This is a genomic window from Arcicella rosea (assembly GCF_014204325.1).
Lineage (GTDB): Bacteria > Bacteroidota > Bacteroidia > Cytophagales > Spirosomataceae > Arcicella > Arcicella rosea_A.
The window spans coordinates 58,766-80,229 of sequence record NZ_JACHKT010000003.1 but is presented as its reverse complement, the minus strand read 5'-3'; the positions used below and the strand labels follow the sequence as shown (position 1 = coordinate 80,229).

Genomic DNA, 21,464 nt, shown 5'->3' with positions numbered 1-21,464 from the left:
ATTCATACTGATGAGATTAAAAATACGGGAGTGAAGTTCCACTCCCTATTTATCACAATCTAACCACTATGAAAAAGACTTATATTTTTATAAAAAGACCCAAAATGATTTACTGAATTTTTTCTTGAACTTTATCAATTTGTTTATTCAAATCATTTTTAAACTCTTTCCAATCACGTTTTTTTTCACTTTTCAAATCGTCTAATGCTTTATCTAATTCATCCAAAGATTGTTGTAAACCTTTCTTCTTGGCAGCTAATCTTGCTTTTTCCTGAATAGTAGCATTTTTAATATCTTCATCAGCTTCTTTCAGCTTTTTGTTGATTTCATCCTTTTTATTATCAATTTTGCTTACTAAAGCTTCCTTTTCTAACAAAATGTTTTCACCAGCTTCTTCAGCTCCATATTTTACTTTATCTGCTACGCTGTCGGCTTTAGCTTCAACAAGATCTTGAGCATCTTGTGTTTTTTCAGCTATATCTTTTTTCTCATCTCTTGAACAAGAAAAACAGGTTGAAACGATAATAAAAGCAATCACTAAATTCTTCATTCTTGTATGATTCAATTTTAAACAAAAAAAATATACCAATTTAAAAAAATTAAGCCTTCAAAAAAAATGGGCAATCAACTCCACACTTTTATGTATTATGGGCAATTATGTGCAATAAATTACACAAACATTGCCTTTTATATGAAAAATCAAGTATTGGGCTTCTTAATTTATGGCTCTAAATACAATACCACCATTGGTAAACATCGGCATCATGTTTAACATTAGTAAAAAAACATACCATTAATTTGAATAAAATTTATGTGGCTAAAGCACCACAATTCAGGGGAAATTTATCATCTATTGTATCTTATTGGGCAAAAAAAAGACGAGTATTACTTCATACCCGTCTTTCTCCACTAATTTTTTTTAATTATTCATCTTCCTTTTCTGACTTCTTTTTTCTTCCTTTTACCAACGATTTTACATCTTCTGTTGTTTCTGTAATGGTTTCAACCAATTCTGGAACAAATGCTAACATTTTCTTTTTCTTTTCTTTCATGATTCGATTATGGTCTGGTTCGCCCAATAGAAAACCGAATGGTTTTAAATCTGGCACAGAATCAAATATTACTTTTAAAATAGCAACTGTTGGTAGTGAAAGTGCCATTCCGGCAATTCCCCATAAGGCAGAGCCAAGCAATAAAGCTATGATAGCAACCAAACCATTAATACTTATTTTTGAACCTACTACTTGTGGCGTAATAAAATTCCCTTCAAGAAATTGTACAAAGATAAAAACACCCGCTACTCCTACTGCGTACATCGGCGAATCTTTGGTAATCAAAGCCATAATAATCGGTAAAATAGACCCTATTAAAATACCTACAAAGGGAATAATTAGCAAAGCTGCTGCCAAAAAACCAAAGAAAATGGCATAGTCGATTCCAAGTGCTATTAAACCCAAGGTGTTTAAGCTTCCCACTATGATGGTCACGGTGACTAGCCCTTTTAAATAACTATGAACTACTTCATAGATTTTTGTGAGTACGGTATCAATAGCATATTTACTTGTATTTTTAAAAACTCGATAAAAAAACAACTTAAAGAAATCTCGATAATACAACAGAAAAAACATGTAAATCGGAATTAATGATAAATTCCCAAGCATATTTCCCGTGGTAGAAAGTGCAGAAGTAAATACAGAGCCTCCACTACTTAAAATACCAGTTCCATACTGGCGTAATTTTGCATTCTGTGTTTTTCTTCCCACATGAAAATGATTTTCCGTCCAGCGTTGACCTTGTAAAAACAAATGTTCAAATCGTTTTTCTAGTTGTGGAAACATTTCGCTGAAACTAGCTATCTGAGTAGAAGCAAGCCAAATTACTCCAACTGCTATCATTAAAAAAAAGATTAATGAAATAGTAATTGATAAAGTTCGCCCCAAACCAATTTTTTCTAACAAATTAGACAATGGGTACAAAGCCATAGAGAGAATAATGGCAACAAAAAAAGGCACTAAAATATCTTGCAAAACCATCATCCAATACACTAAAATGGTTACTGCAATGAGTGAGAATGCAAATTTTATAATAAAGGGAAATCGTTGAGTCATCGGAACAGAGTTTTATTGATGTTAACAAGCATAATAACTGTAATTTATAACTTTTATCATTCTCATTAAAAAAGGGCTGTATTAATTTACATCCCTCTTACCTACTTGATAAAGTAATTTGATTACAAAAACAAAGAAAATAAGAAAATCCAAGCATCTAATCCTGAGTAACAATTTAATTTGCATGAAGAAATCAAACAAAAAATAATTATAAGCTATAATAAAAAATTAGAATAATCACATTTCTTTCTTGATAATTGAAATTAAAATTAAGATTATAGCAAGTACTAAAAAAAGATGAACCAGTCCTTTTAAACTTAGTAAAAAGACTCCAATTACCCAACTTAATACCAATAAAAGGGCGATTTTGCAAAAAACATTATTCACTACTAATACTTTATAAAAATTATACATACTGAAAATTACTTATTGATTTACAATTACTTGAAACGATAAAAAATACAATAAGTAACACTTTTCTAAAGATATTTTTAACTAAATTTCTATTCCAAAATCAAAAATATCCATTTAAGCTATTCACATCAAAAACTGTAGAAAATACTCCACAGTTCAATATTAATAAGGTCTGGTATCATAATATTACTCAAACAATAACATCAAAATAATACAAATAATGAAATACTCCTTCAAAGAAAAAATCGAAGAGTTCTTTAGTTTTATAGGAGAAGTTTTTCGAGAATTTTCAAATGATAATGCTACAAAGCTAAGTGCTTCTTTGTCTTATTATACAATATTTTCGCTTGCACCCATGTTGATGATTGTGATTTCGGTTGCAAGTATTTTTTTGGGAAAAGAAGCTATTGAAGGGCAACTTTTTGGGCAAATAAATAACCTGATAGGTAATGATGCAGCCAAACAGGTAGAAGCATTAATTAAAAATGCAGAGCAGTCTCATAAATCTGGCGTAGCAGCCATAATTGGATTTGTTACTTTACTGATTGGTGCAACGGGTGTTTTTGCTGAAATTCAAGATTCCATCAATTTCATCTGGTCTTTAAAAGCAAAACCTAAAAATAGTTGGGTAAAATACTTGGTCAATCGTTTTCTATCTTTTTCACTTATCCTAGGATTGGGTTTTCTTTTGTTAATTTCCTTAACAATCAATGCACTATTGAGTTTATTTGATAAACAATTACAAATGTATTTTGAAAGTAGCTTCACCATTTTCGTATTTATGTTGGTGAATACTTTAGTTATCTGGGCAATTATCACCTTGTTATTCGGTGTTATCATCAAGGTACTTCCAGATGGTAAAATTTCTTGGAAAGATACCCTTATTGGTTCAGGTATTACCTCATTGTTATTCATGGTTGGTAAGTTTTTGATAGGAGTATATCTTGGGCAGTCAACCGTAAGTACGGCATTTGGTGCAGCTGGTTCGATTGTTTTAATACTTTTATGGGTGTATTATTCATCAATCATTTTATACTTCGGTGCAGAGTTTACCAAAGTATATTCGTTCAGATATGGCACACCCATTCAACCCAATAGTAATGCTGTTTTTATTTTGAAACAAGAACTTGAAGTAAAAAAACAGTCCACCATTTCAATAAAATAATATCATTTCATGGAAACTAGCACGATTAATCCTATTAAAATAAAAGCATTACAAGTATTGAATTTTGTATTCTTTATTGTAATGGTAATTATGAATGGTTTGGCGAATGGCTTACCGCTGAATGGCAAAACGACAGGACAATTGTCGAATCAATACCCCAATTTATTCGTTCCTGCTGGTATTACTTTTTCTATCTGGGGAATTATTTACTTTCTGTTATTACTTTTCTGTATTGAACAATCAAAATCTCTTTTTCAGAAGAAACCCGATGCTACTTTGGGACTTGTGGTGAATGGAGTTGGGTATTGGTTTATTATTAATGCGATGTTGAATGCTCTGTGGATTTTAGCTTGGCATTATGAATTTATGATTGCTTCGATGCTTATCATGGTTGGGATTTTAATATCATTGGTTAAAATAAATCTTCATATAAAAACCACTCAAGTGTACCTTAGTGGTTATACAAAAACTATTTTAAAAGCTGCCTTCGGGATGTACTTGGGTTGGATTTGTATTGCAACGATTGCTAATGCAACAGCTTTTCTGGTGCATTTTGGCTGGACAGATGGTTATATACTTGGACAATCTTGGGCAAGTATCATGATTTTAGCAGGTAGTTTTATTACTTTCTTACTTGTGATTGATTTAAGAAATGGCTACGTTGGACTTGCCGTAATTTGGGCATTATTGGGTATTCTCTTAGCACGTTATCAAGCAACAGTATTTTATAAATATATCGTTTTTAGTGCTATTCTAGGAATAGTAATTGTTGTAGTCAGCACAATTATGGCATCAACCATTTTGATGTTTACAACCAAGAAAAAACTACCAGAAGAATCTAAGATACCATAGTAAAACTGATGATAAACTTAGTTCCTTTTCCAACCTCAGATTCAACCTCTACCCTAGCCTTGTGAGATTGAATGATGTTTAAGGTAGCAGCCAAACCTAAACCAATACCATTATTTTTTGAAGTAAAATAAGGTTCAAAAAGACGTTCGAGATGTTCATGACTAATGCCAATGCCATTGTCCTCGATGGTTATAACGACAGACTTACTTCTTTGTGTGGCGTAAATTTTCAGGATACCCTCTCCCTCTGTCATCGCCTCCACAGCATTGATGATAATGTTTAATAGTGCAATTTGAATTTTAGCTTTGTCAACATCAATCCAAATATCGGCAGCATAATTACAGCTTAATTTTATATTTTTCAGATTGATTCTATCAATTGCTTGTTCGATGGTACTGTCTAAGATTTCTTTTAAAGTATATCGACTAAAAGTTACTTCTGATGGTCTTGAAGTATTTAATAATTCTGTTATTAAATCATTGATTCGTTGACTGTTTCGTCTGATAATATCAATAAAAAACTTGGCATCTTCATCTTCAAAATCAACCTCCATTTGCTCGATTGATAGATTAATATTCGTCAAAGGATTACGAACTTCATGTGCCAAAGTACGTACTAAACGACCAGCAGCAGCCATTTTTTGGAAAAGCAGAGCATCTCGCTCTTCTTTTTTTCTGGCGGTGATGTCATGAATAATTCCTAAATAATAAGGTACACCATCGCTATCTAATTGGCGATTACAGTGAATTGAACATTGCTTTTTTTCACCAAATTTAGTTTCTAAAAGCACCTCAAAATCGCTAATTTCACCATCTGCTTCCAACTGATTGATATATTGACGGCGGTCGTGAGCTCGTACAAAAACGGAGTAACTTTTTAACTGATAGAGTTCCTCTTCGGTATAACCAAAGAGTTCAGCAGTAGAAGGCGTGAAATAATTGAATGTACCATCTAAACGAGCAGTAAAGATGGCTTCTTTGGTTTGGTCAAAAATATTCCTGTATTTACGCTCACTTTCACGAAGCGTTGAAAGCGTACTGGCTCGTTCGAGTGCATAGCGAATACAGCGTTCTAGTTTTTCAGAATCTAGTTCACTTTTTACTAAATAATCATACGCACCGAGTGTCATCGCTTCAACGTCAATGCGTTGATCGCCTTTTCCTGTCAATAAAATCACAGGAGATTTCAAGCCATGTTCAATGCCTACTCTCAATAAATCAATCCCTGTTTTTGAGCCTAATAAAAAATCAAAAAAACACAAGTCATATTGTTTTTTTTTGATTTTTTCGATAGCATTATCAAATGAAAATGCCCAGTCTATATCAAATTTCTGACCTTCAATATCTTTCAGATAATCACTTGTAAGCAAGAAATCGTCCTCGTCGTCATCAACCAATAATAATTTAATAGTACTATCTCTCATGATTTATTGTTACCAATCTGGTTATTATATTGAACGATTTCAAACCAATATTGCCCTATTGTGCGAATTACTTCTATAAAATTGGTAAAAGTAACAGGTTTTGGTAAAAAGTAGTTTACGTCTAAATCATAACTTTTTACAATATCTACATCCGATTTTGAAGTAGTAAGTACAATGATAGGGATTTTACATAAATCTGCATCAGATTTTATAATTTTGAGTGCCTCTCTGCCATCTACTTTGGGCATATTCAAATCTAAAAGTATTAGGTCTGGACGTGGAAATACTACTGTGTCATTGAATTTACCATTTCTTCTAAGGTAATTAATCAAATCCACTCCATCCTCCACAAATTTAATTTGATTGATGATATTATTCTCCTCTAGTGCTTCCTGAGTCATCATTCTATCGTCAGCATCATCATCAGCGACGAGAATTACGATACTTTTTTTTTGATTCATACTTTTCTTGTTTATGCCTGGTGTATTGGCAAATACATAATGAACGTTGCACCCGCTCCTAGTTCACTTTCAGCATAGATAATTCCTTGATGATTTTCAACAATCTTTTTACAGATTGCCAAACCCAATCCTGTCCCTTCAAATTCTGACCTACCGTGTAATCTTTGAAAAATTACAAATATGCGTTCTGCATATTCTGGCTCAAAGCCAATACCATTATCTTTAACTGTGATTTTACAATAACGCTTGTTTTTATAATCTAAACCCAATTTACTTAGCTCTGCCTTTGTTGCTTCTTTTGCATCAACCCAAATAACTGGTGAATGGCTAGGTTTTACAAACTTCATGGCATTACTAATTAAATTTTGAAACAACTGTTGCATTTTTGGTGCAGAAGCTTCTAGTATTGGCATTGTACCCACATGAATTTGTGCATTGGTTTCTGCTACTTTTAGCTCTAAATCACTCAAAACATTTTCGAGTGTTTTGTTCAAATTTACTTGTTCAAAAGCAACTAATTTTCTTGATAAGCGAGAGTATGAGAGTAGATTTTCCATCAATACCTCCATCCTATTGGCAGAATCAATCATTCTTGTCAAATAAAAACTGGCGTCTTCATCTAGTTGCTTTTTATACTTTTGATTGAGCCTATCACCGAAAGCAGTTATTTTTCGTAATGGTTCTTTCAAATCGTGCGAAGCCACATAGGCAAACTGCTCTAATTCTTGATTGGAGTGATTAAGTTCTTCTAACTTTCTTTCAAGTTCTTTTTCATAAGCTTTTAGTTCTGTCACTTCTACCGTATTACCTATAAACTTCAAAATTTTTCCTGCTTCGTCTGAACTTACCCAACCTTTTGTTTGAACGTATTTTTCTACACCGTCCAAATCAACAATTTTATGTTCAAAAGCATAAGGCTGTTTTTGTGTTGCGGCTTCTTGAATTATTTTTTTTACACTGGCAAGGTCTTCATCATGTACTCTGGCATAATAAAACTCAATATCAATTTTAGCAGGTAAGAGAGTTATATCACTTCCTGAATACAGTTTTTTCAAACCATCAGACCACTGTATTTCGTCTTTGTTGACATCCCATTCAAAACTGCCATAATTCATTAAAGCTTCGGCTTCTTTGAATAAATCTTTGTTTTTCTTGAGTTCTTCATAAGCGACTGATAGTTCTTCAACCTTAGCTTCCAGCTCTCCTTTGATTTGCTTAATTTCGGTAATATCTTGAGAAGTACCGATTACTCGTTTTACTTCACCTTTTTCATCCAAAAAACACTTTCCTCTTACTGCTATTTGCTTTCTATTACCTCTTAAATCTATAATTTCGTGTTCATACTCATAGATTGTTTTTTTCTCTTTTACCGCTTTGAACGACAAATCTCTTACTCGTTGTACATCATCTTCGGGAATATGCTTTTGATAAGTACCATAAGGCATTTTTGAATCCTCATGAGCAGCTTGTTCGTAGCCAAATATTTCAAATAAACCATTAGACCAGATTACGTATTCATTATTAATCTGCCATTCCCAGCTCCCATAATTAAATAATCGTTCGGCTTCATTTGATTGATTCTGAACTTGCTGTGTTTTTTCTAGCAATTCGTTTTCAACCGTAATATCATCCGCCAAAATCAATAACATACTTGGCTGATTTAAAGCATCTCTTTTTATTAAAGTACATTTATTACGAGTTGTAATTTTTTTGCCAGATTTACTGACAATTTTCAGCACAAAACTTTCACTATCATTGATGGCTACTTCTCTAAAAGTATTTTGTAAAAAATGAAAAAGGTGTTCGGGAGAAGTGAAGTTTTCGACAGGAAATGTTAAAAGATTATTGGTTAAAAATTCTTCTGGTGAATAATCCGCAATAATTTCAGTTTTGGTATTAAGATAAATGGCTTTTTTGTCTGTTAAATCTAACAGATAAACAAAACTTGGAATAGCTTCCAGAAAACCATTCAAAAAATCAGACTGATTATCAGTGTTGAATACTTCAAAAAAATGATTAGGCACGTCCATTAATTTCTATAATTAAAGAAACTACTTGTGTAATTTCAAAAAACTTAAGCAAGCAAATAAGTAACCTGTGTAAAATAAACGATGTTGTTATGTGAATTAAAGTGCTGTTTATTAATATTTTAAATCTACAACTCATCACCGCTGGCGGACTGTTCACAATTCACTCCTTTTACTCAATACAACATTGAAGCGATTTACAATTCAAAAACTTTCATTTTATTGTAAAGTGTTTTTCTGTCTATTCCTAGAATTCTGGCGGCTTTACTTTTATTGAAATTTACTTCTTTTAGCACCTTTAAAATCATATCGTATTCAGCTTCAATCGCTGCCGACTTCAAGGAAGGTTTAGCAACAACTTCGTTTGAAGAAGTACTTTCTGGAGTATTTTGAACAACTTCAACCACAGGAGCTGAAACAGAAACTGGTGTAGTTGGGCTTTCAGTAAAAAGTAATTTTGCGTAATTTGAGATTTCGAAAGGCAATGTTTTTGATTCAATCCATTCTCCGTCGGTCAACAAGGTAGCTCTTTTAATGACATTTCGCATTTCACGAAGGTTGCCATACCATGCGTAACTCATAAAATTATCAATCACATCACTTGAAAAACCTTTTACTTTTTTACCAAGTTCTTCATTGGTTTGGTCCAAGAAAAATTGAGCAAAAGTCATAATATCAGCCTTACGTTCACGAAGTGGCGGAACGTCAATACTGAATTCGTTAAAACGATGATATAAATCTTCTCTAAATTTACCTTTTTTAGAGGCTTCAATCAATTTTTCGTTGGAGGCAACCAAGATTCTCACATCTAAAGGAATTTCTTTCGTACCTCCGATGCGTTTCATCTTCCTTTCTTGAACAACTCTCAGCAAAAGTACTTGCACTTCATAAGGTAGATTTGCTACTTCATCCAAAAAAATCGTTCCACCATTGGCCATTTCAAAATGCCCGATTTTCTGATTTAATGCTCCTGTGAACGACCCTTTCTCATGTCCAAACAATTCTGAACCTGCTAAATCTTTAGAAATAGCACCACAGTCCATCGCCACAAAAGGCTGATTTGCTCTTTTACTGTGCAAGTGAATTTCTTGTGCAATGGCTTCTTTTCCAGAACCACTTTCACCATAAATCAATACGCTATAATTGGTTGGAGCAACGAGTTCAATCTGACGAATCAAGAATTTCGACTCAGCCCCTTCGCCAAAAATATAATTTGCAGGTTTAGCGTTTTTCTTTTTTGAATGAGTAGTCGTTGTTCCATTATGCTCTTCAACCAAATCTTGCATACTTCCTTTTTCAGTTTCAACACTTTCTAAGGCTTTTTTGATGGTCAATAAAATTTCGTCTGGAAAAAGTGGCTTAGTGATATAATCATAAGCTCCCATTTTCATGACATTCACTGCAACTTTTATATCTGAATAACCTGTAATAATTAATACAGGCACGAATGGAAATATCTCTTTGATTTTCAATAGTATAGTCCCGCCATCGGTATCTCCTAACCTGAAATCCGTCATGATTAAATCAGGTTTAAATTCTTGGAGTAAAGCCAAACCAGTACTGCCATCATGAGCGATGGCAACTTCATAATTATTTTTGGTCAAGAAGCGACGAAGTAGTAAACATATATCGGTATCATCGTCGATTACTAAGATTTTTTGCATAGTTTTTAATTTTTTAAAGGAAAGAGACTATTATGAAGCTACCACAAGCCGTACTTTCAAGTATTCTTTTTTAATGTTAATTACTTCAGCATTTTATAATTGTCTTCTAAGTTGAGCTGAAGAAATATTCAAATTTTCTCGGTACTTAGCTACCGTTCTTCTGGCGATATGATAGCCTTGTTGAGCCAATAATTCCATTAATTGAAAATCATTAAATGGGCTTTTCTTATTTTCATTGGTAACTAAATTGGCGATGGCTTGTTGAATTTCACGGTTTGAAACTTCACCGCCAGAATCCATTTTAATGCCTTCTGAAAACAAATCTTTTAAATTGATAATCCCAAAAGGTGTTTGTGCATATTTACCACTCGTTACTCTTGAAATCGTTGAAATATCCATATTAATTTGACTTGCCACATCTTTCAAAATCATTGGCTTTAAGCTACTGACATCGCCATTTTTGAAAAATTCTTTCTGAAAAAAAACAATGGCTTGCATCGTTTTCAACATCGTCATTTCTCTTTGCTGAATGGCTTCGATTAGCCAATTCGCCGTATTGATTTTACTGTTAACATATTGATTTGCCGCTTTATCTTTACTAGAAGCAATTGAACTAGCAAAATCTTGGTTAATTTTCAAAGATGGAATTCTGCTATTATTCAAAGCAATATCTATTTGCGTTTCGCCATACATATTGGTTTCATAAGTAATGATATAGTCTGGAATGATATTATCCTTAATAGCAATCGACGAGGTTTCTCCGTCAATGACAGGCTTGGCATTTAATGCACTGATTTGGGCAAGCGCCATTTTTAATTCATCAGAACTTACTTCTCTCAAACGCATAATTTTTTCATAATTACGCACCGCAAGTTCATCCATATTAAAAGCCACAATATCAATTGCCAAAGATACTTCTAATCCCTTTTCTTTTTTATGCTGAAGTTGTCTCATGAGGCATTCCTGTAAATCAGCCGAACCAATTCCGACAGGTTCCATCAATCGTAGTACTTTCAATAATTTTTCTACCTCATCAATATCTACATAAACACCGTTGGCAAAAGAAAAATCGTCTGCAATATTTTCTGCTGAATAAGTTAAAAAACCTTCATCGGTCAAAGAATCAATGATGTAGTCGATTAGAATACCCTGTTTTTCATCCAATGGCAAAAAATGTACTTGACTTTTCAGTTCGCTACGCCAATCTGTATTTTGGGCTATAGGCAAACTATAAAGTTCGTCGTCTTCACTGTGGTTATTTACTTTGGTTTTATAATCTGGAATATCATCATGAGCGTACTCATCCCAATCGGCATAATCATTATCGGGTTGAGTCAAAATCGGAAATTCATCAGCATCGCCATCAGCTTCAAAATCATCTGCTGAATCTTCAGAGGTTGTTGTACCTTCCTCTAATAATGGATTTTCTTCTAATTCATTTTTGATACGCTCTTCTAGCTCAAGCGTTGATAATTGCAAAAAATTAAGCATTTGTATTTGCAAAGGCGTAATTTTGAAAGTCTGACGCTGGCTCTGTGATAAATTCATCATGTTGACATAGTTTTAGGAGACTACTACCTATTTTCAATTAATGAGCCGTATTTTTGTTTTCGATTATTTTTTTTCAAAAAATCAGCAATTAAAACATTAAATCACTGATAATCAAAACATTAAATATAAAATATTTTATTCAAAAGCCATAAATTTCAGGATTTCAAAAAACACTTTAATTATACATTGCGATACTTTGATGCAAGTTGTGTAAAAAATTCTACACTTTGTAGAAAGTATTTTTAATTAAACTTATTTATCAAAAACAAGATTCCCCACAATTGCTTGTTCTCGCTTAAATCTTAAAAATATTTTCCATTACTATTTCATCAATATTTTGCTCAAAAAGGCAAATCATTAACTATGCAAAAATCTCAGACCCTACAGTTCATCATAGCTTCTTTTATAGGTTTTGCCTTTATGCTTGGCGGTTTATCATGGGTTTCTTTCGAGCAAATCGCTCAGAATACAGAATATACTCAACTTGTAGAACATACTCAATCCGTTTTATGGGTAAGTGAAGAACTTATTTCATCTATGAAAGATGTAGAAACGGGACAAAGAGGTTATATTATTACTGGTAAAAAAAGTCATTTAATTCATTACACTGAAGGGAAAGAAAAAGTGTTTTCGAGATTAGATACATTAAAAATTTTAGTGGCGGATAATCCTGTACAATTAAGAAGTCTGTCGAAAATTGAAGAAATGGTTCATGAGAAAATCAAGTACGTTGATTATAATATTGAAACAGTAAAAAACAATAAGCCTCTAGAAATCAATAAATTTGAAGAAGGCCGAAAAGCGATGGATAAGCTCAGGATATGGATTTCTACTTTTCAAAATAATGAAAAAACGATTCTTGAAACTAGAGTACGCTCCAAAATACATGGGCAATCGCTTTTGCCAATTTATCAAATCATGTTGGCTGTTGCATCTTTTACCCTTTTGTTGATTTCTTTCTACTTGGTATATACTGAACTTAAAAACCGATTCAAATTCCAAAAAGCATTAGAAAGCAAAATTGAAGAATTGAACCGTTCAAATAAAGAATTAGAACAGTTTGCTTATGTAGCCTCGCACGATTTACAAGAACCACTCCGAAAAATAAGAGCATTCTGTGATAAGCTACAAGTAAGACAAAAAATGGTTTTGAACGATGATGGAAAAGAAACATTGGATAAGATTTCAACCTCAGCCGCTAGAATGCAAGTATTAATTGATGATTTGTTGAATTTCTCAAGACTGGTAAATCATAAAACACATAGTTTGAGTTCGGTAAATCTTAACCAAATCGTTGATGAAATATTGAGTGATTTTTCTGAAATAATAACCCAGAAAAAAGCTACATTTTCAATTGCAAAGCTTCCAGAATTGAAAGCCTACAACTTTCAGATGATTCAACTCTTTTTAAATTTAATTAGTAATTCATTAAAATATACTAAAGAAGGAGTAAATCCACATACTATCATCGAATATTCTACCGTTCAAGGAAATACGATACCTCAACTTTCTAGTGTTCATGAAGAGCGTTTTTTCCATAAAATCACTATTCAGGACAACGGAATTGGTTTTGAAAGTGAATATTCAGAGAAAATATTCGTAATTTTCCAACGTTTACATAACCGCAATACCTATCAAGGTACGGGAGTTGGCTTAGCGATTTGCAGAAGAGTAATGACAAACCATAACGGTTTTATTTTTGCAGAGAGCAGCCCTTATGAAGGAGCCACTTTCAGTATCTATTTCCCGATAACTGCTTAATAATTGATAAAATGAATAAAAGATATAATATCTTAATTGCTGACGATGATGATGATGATAAGTTTTTAGTAAAATCGGCATTAGAGGATTGTACCTCGAACACACCCGTCCATTTTGTTGAAAATGGTGTCGAAGTATTAGAATACTTAAAAAATGAAGGGCAATTTGCAGATAAATATGCTTTCTCTAAGCCTTCAGTCATCATTCTGGATTTGAATATGCCAAAAAAAGATGGCAGAGAGACCTTGAAGGAAATCAAGGAAAATCCACTCTTCAAAAAAATTCCAGTTATTATTTTAACGACTTCAAAAGCGGAGGAGGATGTAAATCTATGTTACTCTTATGGTGCAAATGCGTATATTGTAAAACCCAATTCGTTTACAGAACTCACTGAAATATTGTCAACTATGACAAATTTTTGGTTAAACATCGTAACACTTGCACCGACTATCGGCTAGATGCCACTATCTCAACATCTTGTATTTCAGTAGTTTGTTGGATATGGATAGGTTTTTCACTGGTAGCGTTTTTTACCCATAGTAAAGCTTTTTCTAATAACCCTCTGCGAGGCTTAACCAGCTTTGCAGATGGTATATTGGCATTTGGGGAAATTTTATCTTTTACCCAAGCAACAGAATCTTGAACGATATGTTCTTTGTTGTTTGCGATATAGTTACTTAATACATTTTTAGCAAAATAAGGAACGGCAAGGCGTATAAGCCACGAAGAGCCTCGCAAAAGCGAATTTCTAAGTAACATATCCACACCTAAATCTAGTCCAATATTTACGAGACTATTGTTTCGGTTACTTTCAACGAATAAATTCTTAGAAACATCAACCATTTGTCGAACAGGTTGAATAGCTGACTGAAGATTAGTAATGTCTTCAGAGAGTTTTGCCTTCGCAATTAAAATGCTGTTTTCAAGCTTTAACTTTTCGGCTTTTAGCTGTTCAATATTTTCTATCTTCATCTTCGCTGTAAAATTTCTTTAAAAATGAATTTATCAAAGGTAATTTGATGTATTCGTCTTTGATAAACCAAAGTAAAATTCCTGCTATTACATAAAAAACTCCCACACCAAAAAAGCCCAATGCCATGCTGTTGAAGTATTGCCCAAGCAGCCAAGCAGTCGATAAACTCATAAATAATAAGACCACCATAGCAATTAAAATAAAAAGTAAAATTATTGTAAGGTCGGCAAGACCATTTGCAGCTTTTGATGAGGCATTTAATACGCCCAAGTTCCAGCGAGCCTCAACGTAATCAGAGGCATGCTCAAAGATGTCTTCAGAAATATCTTTTGTTTGTTCAAAGACTGCCATCGTTTTATAAAATTAAATGAAAGAGAAAATTTTATCCAAAAATTTATGCTGACCAAGTACTAAAAGACTTAGTCAACATAAAAAAACTAAACTGCTGCAACATCTTTTTGAATTGATTTTACAGAACCCACTGTAGTTTCTGCGATGTCTTCAAATTCGTCTTTAGCTTTATTCTTCCAATTTCTTGCTCTGTTTTCAGCATCATCAACCAACCCTTTAGCTTGGTTTTCGCTTTTTTTAATCAGACTCAATAATTCATCTGCCCAAGTATTAGCATTTTTCTTTACTTTTTTTCTCAAATCAGTTCCTTTTTCTGGGGCAAATACTAGTCCTATCGCTGCACCTACAGCTGCGGCGGCAGCAATTCCAATAATAATTTTTGCGTTGTTTGACATGATAAAAATTGTTTTAGCGTGAATCTTTAATACCTTCGTTGAATAGTTTAATTATATCTATTCAATTGCGTTATTTCTTCTCTAAATCTCAAAAACTTCATACCTAAACCTTGTGCGTGTTTTTTGGCTAGTTTTGAGGTGCAGTATCCTCAAATTGTGGAATTTATCTTTTTAATTCTAGCTAATCAATTAATCTCTGGCACGATTTTTTAACAATGTCTATTCAAAAAAGTGTAACTTAAAGAGTTCATCAGAAATCTTATGCTGTTCCCTATAACAATTTTGTTTAAAAGGCTGACAAGACGAAACGATTTGGACTGCCAAATGTCATGAAAAATGTAGCTTTAATTATTGATGACGAGAAAGACACCTGTCTTTTATTAAAACATTTTCTTAAAAGAAAAGGGATTTATTCATACTATGCACTAACACTGCAAGAAGGAGTTGGAAAAGCGATGGAAGTAAAACCAAACTGGTTGTTTTTAGATAATAACTTACCTGATGGTTTTGGGCTTGATCGTGTAAAAGAGATAAAATCTCTTTCACCGAACTCTAAAATAATTATGATTAGTGCAATGGGGAATTTATTTGAACTTGCATCAAGTGCAGGTGCTGATTCTTTTATTGAAAAACCTCTTGATTTTAACAAAATCGAAAAGTCAATGGCTTTATAAAATGGCATCGGAAACCGTCATCCATGCCATAAATTTATCTATATTCCTCCTCCTCTTCTATTTCCACAAACCTAAAGGAAAAGTAATTTTATTTTTTGCACTTACTAAAGTTACCGTTTGCGAAGCTAAATCGCCCACCAATAATAAATCATTGTTGTACTGATAATCATCTGAATTAGCTAACGCTGTCTGAATCTTTTCCATCAACGCATAAGGCGTTTTACCTTGCATATTCACGCATTGGCAAGGCTGATCTTGTTTGATTTTATTCAATTCTTGTAATAATTCTTTGGTGTCTTCGGCTTTATTCTCTTTTCCCAAACCTATCATTTTATTCATCCAACGATTGTATTGCGGTCTGAAAGGTTCAAATTCAAAAACTAATTCAGGATGCTTTCTCAATAATTCTGCCCCATTTTTATACAATTGAAAATGTCCAGAATCAACAAAACCTACAAAATTCCCTCCCCAAGTCAATCCATAAGCTTCTGTTAAACTATCCAATGGGCGATACAATGTAAGATTATTTGAAATTCTTTTACGACGAGTATAAATGGCTACGTCAGCCGCCAAGCCAAAATTGTGCATAGAAAGTGGCGTCGCTGTTCTTTTTTTTCCTAAATAAAGTAACTGACGACTTGTAGAACGTAAATCAGAAATTACTTTGATAGAACGATGTTTCTCTTTCATAATCGCTACGATTGAATCTCTTTTTTCCAGAAATATCTTACGTTCATCAATCAATAAATTTTCCCAACGATGATATAAATAATTGGGCTGTTTAACCAAAGCCCAAAGGTAAGCTTGTTCTTCCCAAGAAGTGTTCAAAGTAGGAAAAGCCTTTGTTTCAAGTAATTGAGCAGCCTCTTCTCCAGCAGCTTGCAAAGCCATTGTTTGAATATTACCAGTAGCATCTGCCAAAGCCACGTAAATATTTCTTGGTTTCAAGGCTTGTTTCAGCAAAGTATCGGCTAAATAATATGGTTGTGCTAAAGTATAAATCTTTAATTCACTAACGTACTGGGCTGTGTCGCAAGTAAGGTCTTTCCAAGAATTATCATCAAATAAATTGGCTGTTTTGTCTATCAAATTACAGGCAAATAAAGAAACAGAAGCAAAGAGTATTTTAAATAAATTTCTGAACAGTAAGGCAGATAAAATCATAAAGTATTAAGGATTATAAATACCAAAATACAAGAAAATAGCAGTGAATTCTAATGTATTTAGGAATTTAGTTTTTCTCGTTGTGCCAAATACAAACCCGCAATCACAAAAGAAGTACCGATATAAGTGAAAGTACTGATGGGTTCATTCAAAATAACAGCCGCATAAATAAAACCAAAAATGGGATTGAGGAAAAGCCAAAGTGAGGCTTTGACGGGGTCTATTTTGAGGAGATATAACCACAATTGCACTGCCCCAATGGATACTGGAATAGCCAACCAAAGTACAGATATGCTAAAATTAACATCATAAACATTCTTTGACCAATCGGTAAAGAAGTAGGTAACTGGCAAGAGGAAAAACCCTCCTAAGAGTACTTGCCAAGCATTAATGGTAAACAAAGGTAAATGCCATTCTTGCGATGAATAATAAACTGTTCCTACAGAATAGGCAATCATACTTGCTGAAAGAATGAGTAGCCCTTCAACATTTGCATAACTTTGTTGAAAAAGTGGATAAGTAGCGATTGCCACACCTAAAATCCCCAAAGCTAAACCCAATATCTCAGTACGTTTTACCGAACGACCTAACCAAAAAGCAGATAAAATACTGATAATTAATGGATTGGTCGCTACAGCCAAACTACCGATTCCCGCAGAAACGTATTTGAGTGCTACCACAAAACAGCCCAAATAAACAGTAACATTCAAGAAACCATAAATGGCAATTTGTTTCCATTCTTTGGCATTTGGTAATGGATTTTTCTTGACGAGATGGCTATAAACCATCATTAATATGCCCGCCAAGAAAAATCTACAAGTACCAATCACAAAGGGTTGAGCCGATAAAAGCCCTATTTTGGTGGCTGCTGAAGCGGAAGCCCAAAGCATCGCAAAGAATAATCCTGCTAGGAAATTTTTCATTTTAAACTATTAGCCTTTTCAATAATTCGTCAAAATTGATAATTTTAGTTTAAAACACTGCTTTTTTGATGCTAAAGGCATATAGTTTTCCAACAATTATTTACTTCCCGCTATTACTTCTTTATAACTTACTAATTGTATGCCTTTTTTAAGAATCGCTGTTCTTACTTTTTCACTCGTAAAAATCGTCGTTACATCTTGACGACCTTGTGCTACATCTTCATAACCAATGTGTGAAATCGCTCGAAGTTCGTCATTATCCAAACCTGGATGTTCTACAAAAACATAAGCTTTGCCCTCTTCCAATTTATCCAACATTCCGATAAATCCTTCTATTTTTTGTTCGGTATTTTTGTTATTGAAATCAAAACCCGTATAAGCTACTTTTAGGTCTTTCATCGAGTCAACATCCACCATCGTCAGCTTATATTCTTTGGCTACTCTTCTTGCCATATCTTTTACTTCTTGTGTAAAAGCGGTACTTCCCATGTGTCCAGAAACGTGGCTCAGTCTTGGAATATACTTCAATGCCATTTCAATCTGAGCTTTTAGCTCTTTTTCAATGTCTTCTATTTTCCAATCATTATCTAGCACTGCTTGTTTTGGATAATTATTGTTGTGGAAAAGCATCGGATAGAAGTATCCATCGGCATTTCTTAAACTTTTGGCTTCTGTGAGTGGTCGCCATTTTACATTATCCCACTCGCTCGTAATGGCAAAATGCAAACCAATATCTACTCTTTTGTTTTCAGCTAATAATTTCACCGCTTCTGGAAACCAAGGCGAAGCTACAATTACTTCTATCGAGGTTTCAATACCTTCTTTATACGATTTTATCAAGGCTTCATTGCCAGAATGAGAGTAACCCATATCATCACCTCTGACAATCAATTTCGGTGCATTGGCTTTTGGCGTGAATACAATGCCTTTTGAAATCGTTCTTTTACGGTTGATATTGAAAATACTTTGAAAATCTATCGAAACATTATCGTCATCGAAAGTACAAACTATCGTTTCAGTATGTGGACTTTCGATATAACGAAGCGTTAATTCAAGCGTATTTTCGTCTTTCCAAGTATAGCTTCCTGCTACTTTAAAAGCTGGAAGCCCTACCCTATTGGCTTTTGCCGCTGCCACTAAATATGGTCCAAATTTGGTAGTTTCAGACAATTCCCATTTACTTGCACCAAACGGTATTTGGTGTGTTGTTGAATCTGTTTTAAAACTTACTTTACAAACACCATTATCGAAATCGAATTTTACATTTTCAAAACTTCTATCGCCAGTAACCATTCCAAAAGTTTTACCTGATACTTTTGATTCGGTACTTGAACTAACATTTTTATTCGGAATCGGCAAAGCCAACGAAGCGGTTTTTTCTTTCAATTTGGCAAGCATTGCTGGATTTGCAGGTAATTTTTTATCTCCCAATGCTGGATAAATGTACTTCCAAAGTAAATTAAATTCTCCTTGCATATCAGGTGCTTCGGCTGTTACAATCATTACCGCATCTTTTTCGGGCAACACAATGATAAATTGACCATTGGCACCGTCGCCTCTGTAAGCATTATTTCTACTACGCCACATCTGATAGCAATATCCTTGTAGCCAATCGCTTGAATCTTTTTTAGCTTGTGTAGCATTGGGGTCTTGCATGATTTTCATGGTACTTGCTTCTTCTACCCAAGCAGCAGGTAAAATTTGCTTGCCTTTCCACAATCCTTTTTGCAGAAACAATTGCCCGAATTTCGCCATATCTTCGGTTTTCAAACGGATTCCCCAACCACCAGTATTAATGCCTTTTGGATCAACTTCCCAGTCAATTCCCGTAATTCCCAAAGGTTCAAATAATCTTGGTTGTAAATAATCAATTACTTTTTGTCCAGTTACTTTCTGCACAATTGCCGAAAGCATATAAGTAGCGGCAGAATTATACAGAAATTTTGAACCCGGTTTATTTACAATCTGAGTACGCAAAAATGCCTTCACCCAATTTTCATTTTTAGCCCCAATTTCACCCGTCGGGTCAGTTTGATGACCCACACTCATCGTCAACAAATCTTTAATCTTCAATTCAGCCAAGTATGGGCTTACTTGTGTAGGCATATCTTCTGGGAAAAATGAAATCACTTTATCTTCAACAGTAATTTTCTTTTCCGAAACAGCAAAACCAATCGCCGTAGCCGTAAAGCTTTTACTGACCGAATACATGGTATGTTTCAAATCATTATGGTAAGGATTCCACCAAGATTCTGCCACTACTTTTCCATGACGAAGTAACATGAAACTATGAAATTCGTGTTTACTTTTTGAGGCAGCCTCCAAAAAATTGATGATGGCTTCAGACGAAATGCCTTCTGCTTCGGGTGTACTTCTTGGAAGAAGAACAGGCTTTTGAGCCAACAACTGAACACTAACGAAGAGGAGAATCAATATTTTTCTCATTACCGAAGAAGATGATTAAAGATGAAAAGCTGATTGTTTTTAAACAAATTAAAGCTAATACTTATATCCGATAATCCTGTTCTATAAGTTGGGCAAATACACTAAAATACTCATGCCACGACTCATTAGGTTATTTAGGGCATCAAGGTATTCTGTCTGTCATGCCATGAGGGAACACTCCCACAGACTCCCCTATCATAACACAGTTTGAATGAGCTTTAACTCTGTATTCGTGCATTAAAGCTCACTTTTTCTGAGTAACAAGTCAGCATTTCTGAGTACTGACTCGGATTCTCTGAGCTTCAATACAGTTTGAGCGAGCTTTAACTCCGATTTTCTGTATTACGACTCACTAAAACTGTATCGTAATACAGAAAATTTGAGTTACGATACAGTTTGGGTGAGCTGAAGCTCCGAATTTATGAGTTAGGAATTTCATTGAAAAGTTTATGGAAGATTTATTGTTGTTTAATTGTACCATGAGAATGTGTAAGCAGTTAATAATATTAAAACTCAAAATAGTTAAGTGCCTTAATCTCAAACCCTAGCTTCAGAGAGCGGGCGTATTTTTCTCGATTTCGTGCCGTATTACTTGAAAATTTTGGTTCAAAACGCATACAAAGAATAGCATTGATATTTGGAAAGTAATCTTTTATTTCAAAGTTGTTATCTCTAAGGAAAGAGACAAAATTCTCTATTTGTGTCACTCCATCGAAAAAACGATTCCATTTTGATTTTTCTTTATCAAAACTTGTATCTTCCTGATTCAATTTCAATTCTACAAATAAAAAAGTCTTTTCATCAAAGACTATACAGTCGGGTCTGCCATCTTTTTTATTAGTACTGTTATAGTCATATTTTTCCTGACCGTAATTGATAAAATCACCGTCAATACAAATATGTGTAATAGGGTTTTGATTTAGCATATTAATGACCTTGAGATTCCGCTCTTGAGGTTCACTCTCTGTCATAATGGTAAACTTGATAGTGTGCTCTAAATTACTCAATCCACTAACTTCGTAAATATAAAGAGGTGTTTTTTTGGAAGATGTTTTAGTAAAACTATGTTCAGGGAATCTGTCAGTCAAATCATTTATAAACTGTTCTTTCATA

The 21,464-nt window shown here is 33.7% G+C and carries 21 protein-coding genes; 6 read left to right on the top strand and 15 right to left on the bottom strand.

All coding sequences use genetic code 11. The features are described from left to right. Positions 1-109: 109 nt before the first annotated feature. The gene (locus HNP25_RS03175; protein WP_184130170.1) at positions 110-565 is read right to left on the bottom strand and encodes a hypothetical protein; all 456 of its coding nucleotides are present in this window, start codon (positions 563-565) and stop codon (positions 110-112) included. Between the two features lie 51 nt (positions 566-616). Between HNP25_RS03175 and HNP25_RS21665 the strand changes: the two genes are divergently transcribed. Beyond that, positions 617-772 (top strand): hypothetical protein, encoded by a 156-nt coding sequence (locus HNP25_RS21665; RefSeq protein WP_221432379.1) that lies wholly within the window; start codon positions 617-619, stop codon positions 770-772. 151 nt (positions 773-923) lie between these two features. Here HNP25_RS21665 and HNP25_RS03170 read toward each other — a convergent pair whose 3' ends face one another. Then, entirely contained in the window at positions 924-2,108 is a 1,185-nt protein-coding gene (locus HNP25_RS03170; RefSeq protein WP_184130167.1) for an AI-2E family transporter, read from the bottom strand. A 237-nt stretch (positions 2,109-2,345) separates the two neighbouring features. Continuing rightward, entirely contained in the window at positions 2,346-2,522 is a 177-nt protein-coding gene (locus HNP25_RS22025) for a DUF5670 family protein (protein WP_221432378.1), read from the bottom strand. Between the two features lie 220 nt (positions 2,523-2,742). On the opposite strand from HNP25_RS22025, the gene HNP25_RS03165 reads away from it, so the two are divergent. Further along, positions 2,743-3,687 carry a YihY/virulence factor BrkB family protein gene (locus tag HNP25_RS03165; protein WP_184130164.1) on the top strand — a complete coding sequence of 315 codons (945 nt, stop codon included), beginning with the start codon at positions 2,743-2,745 and terminating at the stop codon, positions 3,685-3,687. 9 nt (positions 3,688-3,696) lie between these two features. Beyond that, entirely contained in the window at positions 3,697-4,539 is an 843-nt protein-coding gene (locus HNP25_RS03160) for an MBT domain-containing protein (protein ID WP_184130161.1), read from the top strand. Here the strand turns inward: HNP25_RS03160 and HNP25_RS03155 are convergent. The 5 genes from HNP25_RS03155 to rpoN form a co-directional block, all read right to left on the bottom strand. Continuing rightward, the gene (locus HNP25_RS03155; RefSeq protein WP_184130158.1) at positions 4,526-5,962 is read right to left on the bottom strand and encodes a hybrid sensor histidine kinase/response regulator; all 1,437 of its coding nucleotides are present in this window, start codon (positions 5,960-5,962) and stop codon (positions 4,526-4,528) included. The two genes, HNP25_RS03160 and HNP25_RS03155, sit on opposite strands and share 14 nt — an antisense overlap. Further along, the gene (locus HNP25_RS03150; protein WP_184130155.1) at positions 5,959-6,423 is read right to left on the bottom strand and encodes a response regulator; all 465 of its coding nucleotides are present in this window, start codon (positions 6,421-6,423) and stop codon (positions 5,959-5,961) included. Before HNP25_RS03150 ends, HNP25_RS03155 begins: the two co-directional genes overlap by 4 nt. Before the next feature lie 11 nt (positions 6,424-6,434). After that, the gene (locus tag HNP25_RS03145) at positions 6,435-8,453 is read right to left on the bottom strand and encodes a PAS domain-containing sensor histidine kinase (RefSeq protein ID WP_184130152.1); all 2,019 of its coding nucleotides are present in this window, start codon (positions 8,451-8,453) and stop codon (positions 6,435-6,437) included. A gap of 194 nt (positions 8,454-8,647) precedes the next feature. After that, positions 8,648-10,114 carry a sigma-54-dependent transcriptional regulator gene (locus HNP25_RS03140; RefSeq protein WP_184130150.1) on the bottom strand — a complete coding sequence of 489 codons (1,467 nt, stop codon included), beginning with the start codon at positions 10,112-10,114 and terminating at the stop codon, positions 8,648-8,650. A gap of 93 nt (positions 10,115-10,207) precedes the next feature. Continuing rightward, the gene (gene rpoN, locus HNP25_RS03135) at positions 10,208-11,665 is read right to left on the bottom strand and encodes an RNA polymerase factor sigma-54 (protein ID WP_184130147.1); all 1,458 of its coding nucleotides are present in this window, start codon (positions 11,663-11,665) and stop codon (positions 10,208-10,210) included. 363 nt (positions 11,666-12,028) lie between these two features. Between rpoN and HNP25_RS03130 the strand changes: the two genes are divergently transcribed. Both HNP25_RS03130 and HNP25_RS03125 read left to right on the top strand, forming a co-directional pair. Then, positions 12,029-13,426: a sensor histidine kinase gene (locus HNP25_RS03130; protein ID WP_184130144.1), complete on the top strand. Its 1,398-nt coding sequence runs from the start codon at positions 12,029-12,031 to the stop codon at positions 13,424-13,426. Positions 13,427-13,437: 11 nt separating this feature from the next. After that, a complete protein-coding gene (locus tag HNP25_RS03125; protein ID WP_184130141.1) occupies positions 13,438-13,884 on the top strand; it encodes a response regulator in 447 nt (148 codons plus the stop codon). Here HNP25_RS03125 and HNP25_RS03120 read toward each other — a convergent pair. The 3 genes from HNP25_RS03120 to HNP25_RS03110 form a co-directional block, all read right to left on the bottom strand. Continuing rightward, positions 13,874-14,398 (bottom strand): hypothetical protein, encoded by a 525-nt coding sequence (locus HNP25_RS03120; RefSeq protein WP_184130138.1) that lies wholly within the window; start codon positions 14,396-14,398, stop codon positions 13,874-13,876. The two genes, HNP25_RS03125 and HNP25_RS03120, sit on opposite strands and share 11 nt — an antisense overlap. Then, complete coding sequence (locus HNP25_RS03115) at positions 14,379-14,750, bottom strand: hypothetical protein (RefSeq protein WP_184130135.1); 372 nt, start codon at positions 14,748-14,750, stop codon at positions 14,379-14,381. The genes HNP25_RS03120 and HNP25_RS03115 overlap by 20 nt, the downstream gene beginning before the upstream one ends. Positions 14,751-14,836: 86 nt before the next feature. Then, positions 14,837-15,145, bottom strand: a complete 309-nt coding sequence (locus HNP25_RS03110; protein WP_184130132.1) for a YtxH domain-containing protein — start codon at positions 15,143-15,145, stop codon at positions 14,837-14,839. Between the two features lie 329 nt (positions 15,146-15,474). On the opposite strand from HNP25_RS03110, the gene HNP25_RS03105 reads away from it, so the two are divergent. Beyond that, positions 15,475-15,819 carry a response regulator gene (locus HNP25_RS03105; RefSeq protein WP_184130129.1) on the top strand — a complete coding sequence of 115 codons (345 nt, stop codon included), beginning with the start codon at positions 15,475-15,477 and terminating at the stop codon, positions 15,817-15,819. A gap of 57 nt (positions 15,820-15,876) precedes the next feature. Here the strand turns inward: HNP25_RS03105 and HNP25_RS03100 are convergent, their stop codons facing one another. From HNP25_RS03100 to HNP25_RS03085, 4 genes are all read right to left on the bottom strand, one after another. Then, positions 15,877-16,983 carry a M15 family metallopeptidase gene (locus tag HNP25_RS03100; protein ID WP_184130126.1) on the bottom strand — a complete coding sequence of 369 codons (1,107 nt, stop codon included), beginning with the start codon at positions 16,981-16,983 and terminating at the stop codon, positions 15,877-15,879. A gap of 59 nt (positions 16,984-17,042) precedes the next feature. After that, positions 17,043-17,906 carry a DMT family transporter gene (locus HNP25_RS03095; RefSeq protein ID WP_184130123.1) on the bottom strand — a complete coding sequence of 288 codons (864 nt, stop codon included), beginning with the start codon at positions 17,904-17,906 and terminating at the stop codon, positions 17,043-17,045. Positions 17,907-18,002: 96 nt separating this feature from the next. Beyond that, complete coding sequence (locus HNP25_RS03090) at positions 18,003-20,351, bottom strand: ChbG/HpnK family deacetylase (protein ID WP_184130120.1); 2,349 nt, start codon at positions 20,349-20,351, stop codon at positions 18,003-18,005. Positions 20,352-20,857: 506 nt separating this feature from the next. After that, a complete protein-coding gene (locus HNP25_RS03085; protein ID WP_184130117.1) occupies positions 20,858-21,463 on the bottom strand; it encodes a hypothetical protein in 606 nt (201 codons plus the stop codon). Position 21,464: the final 1 nt, after the last annotated feature.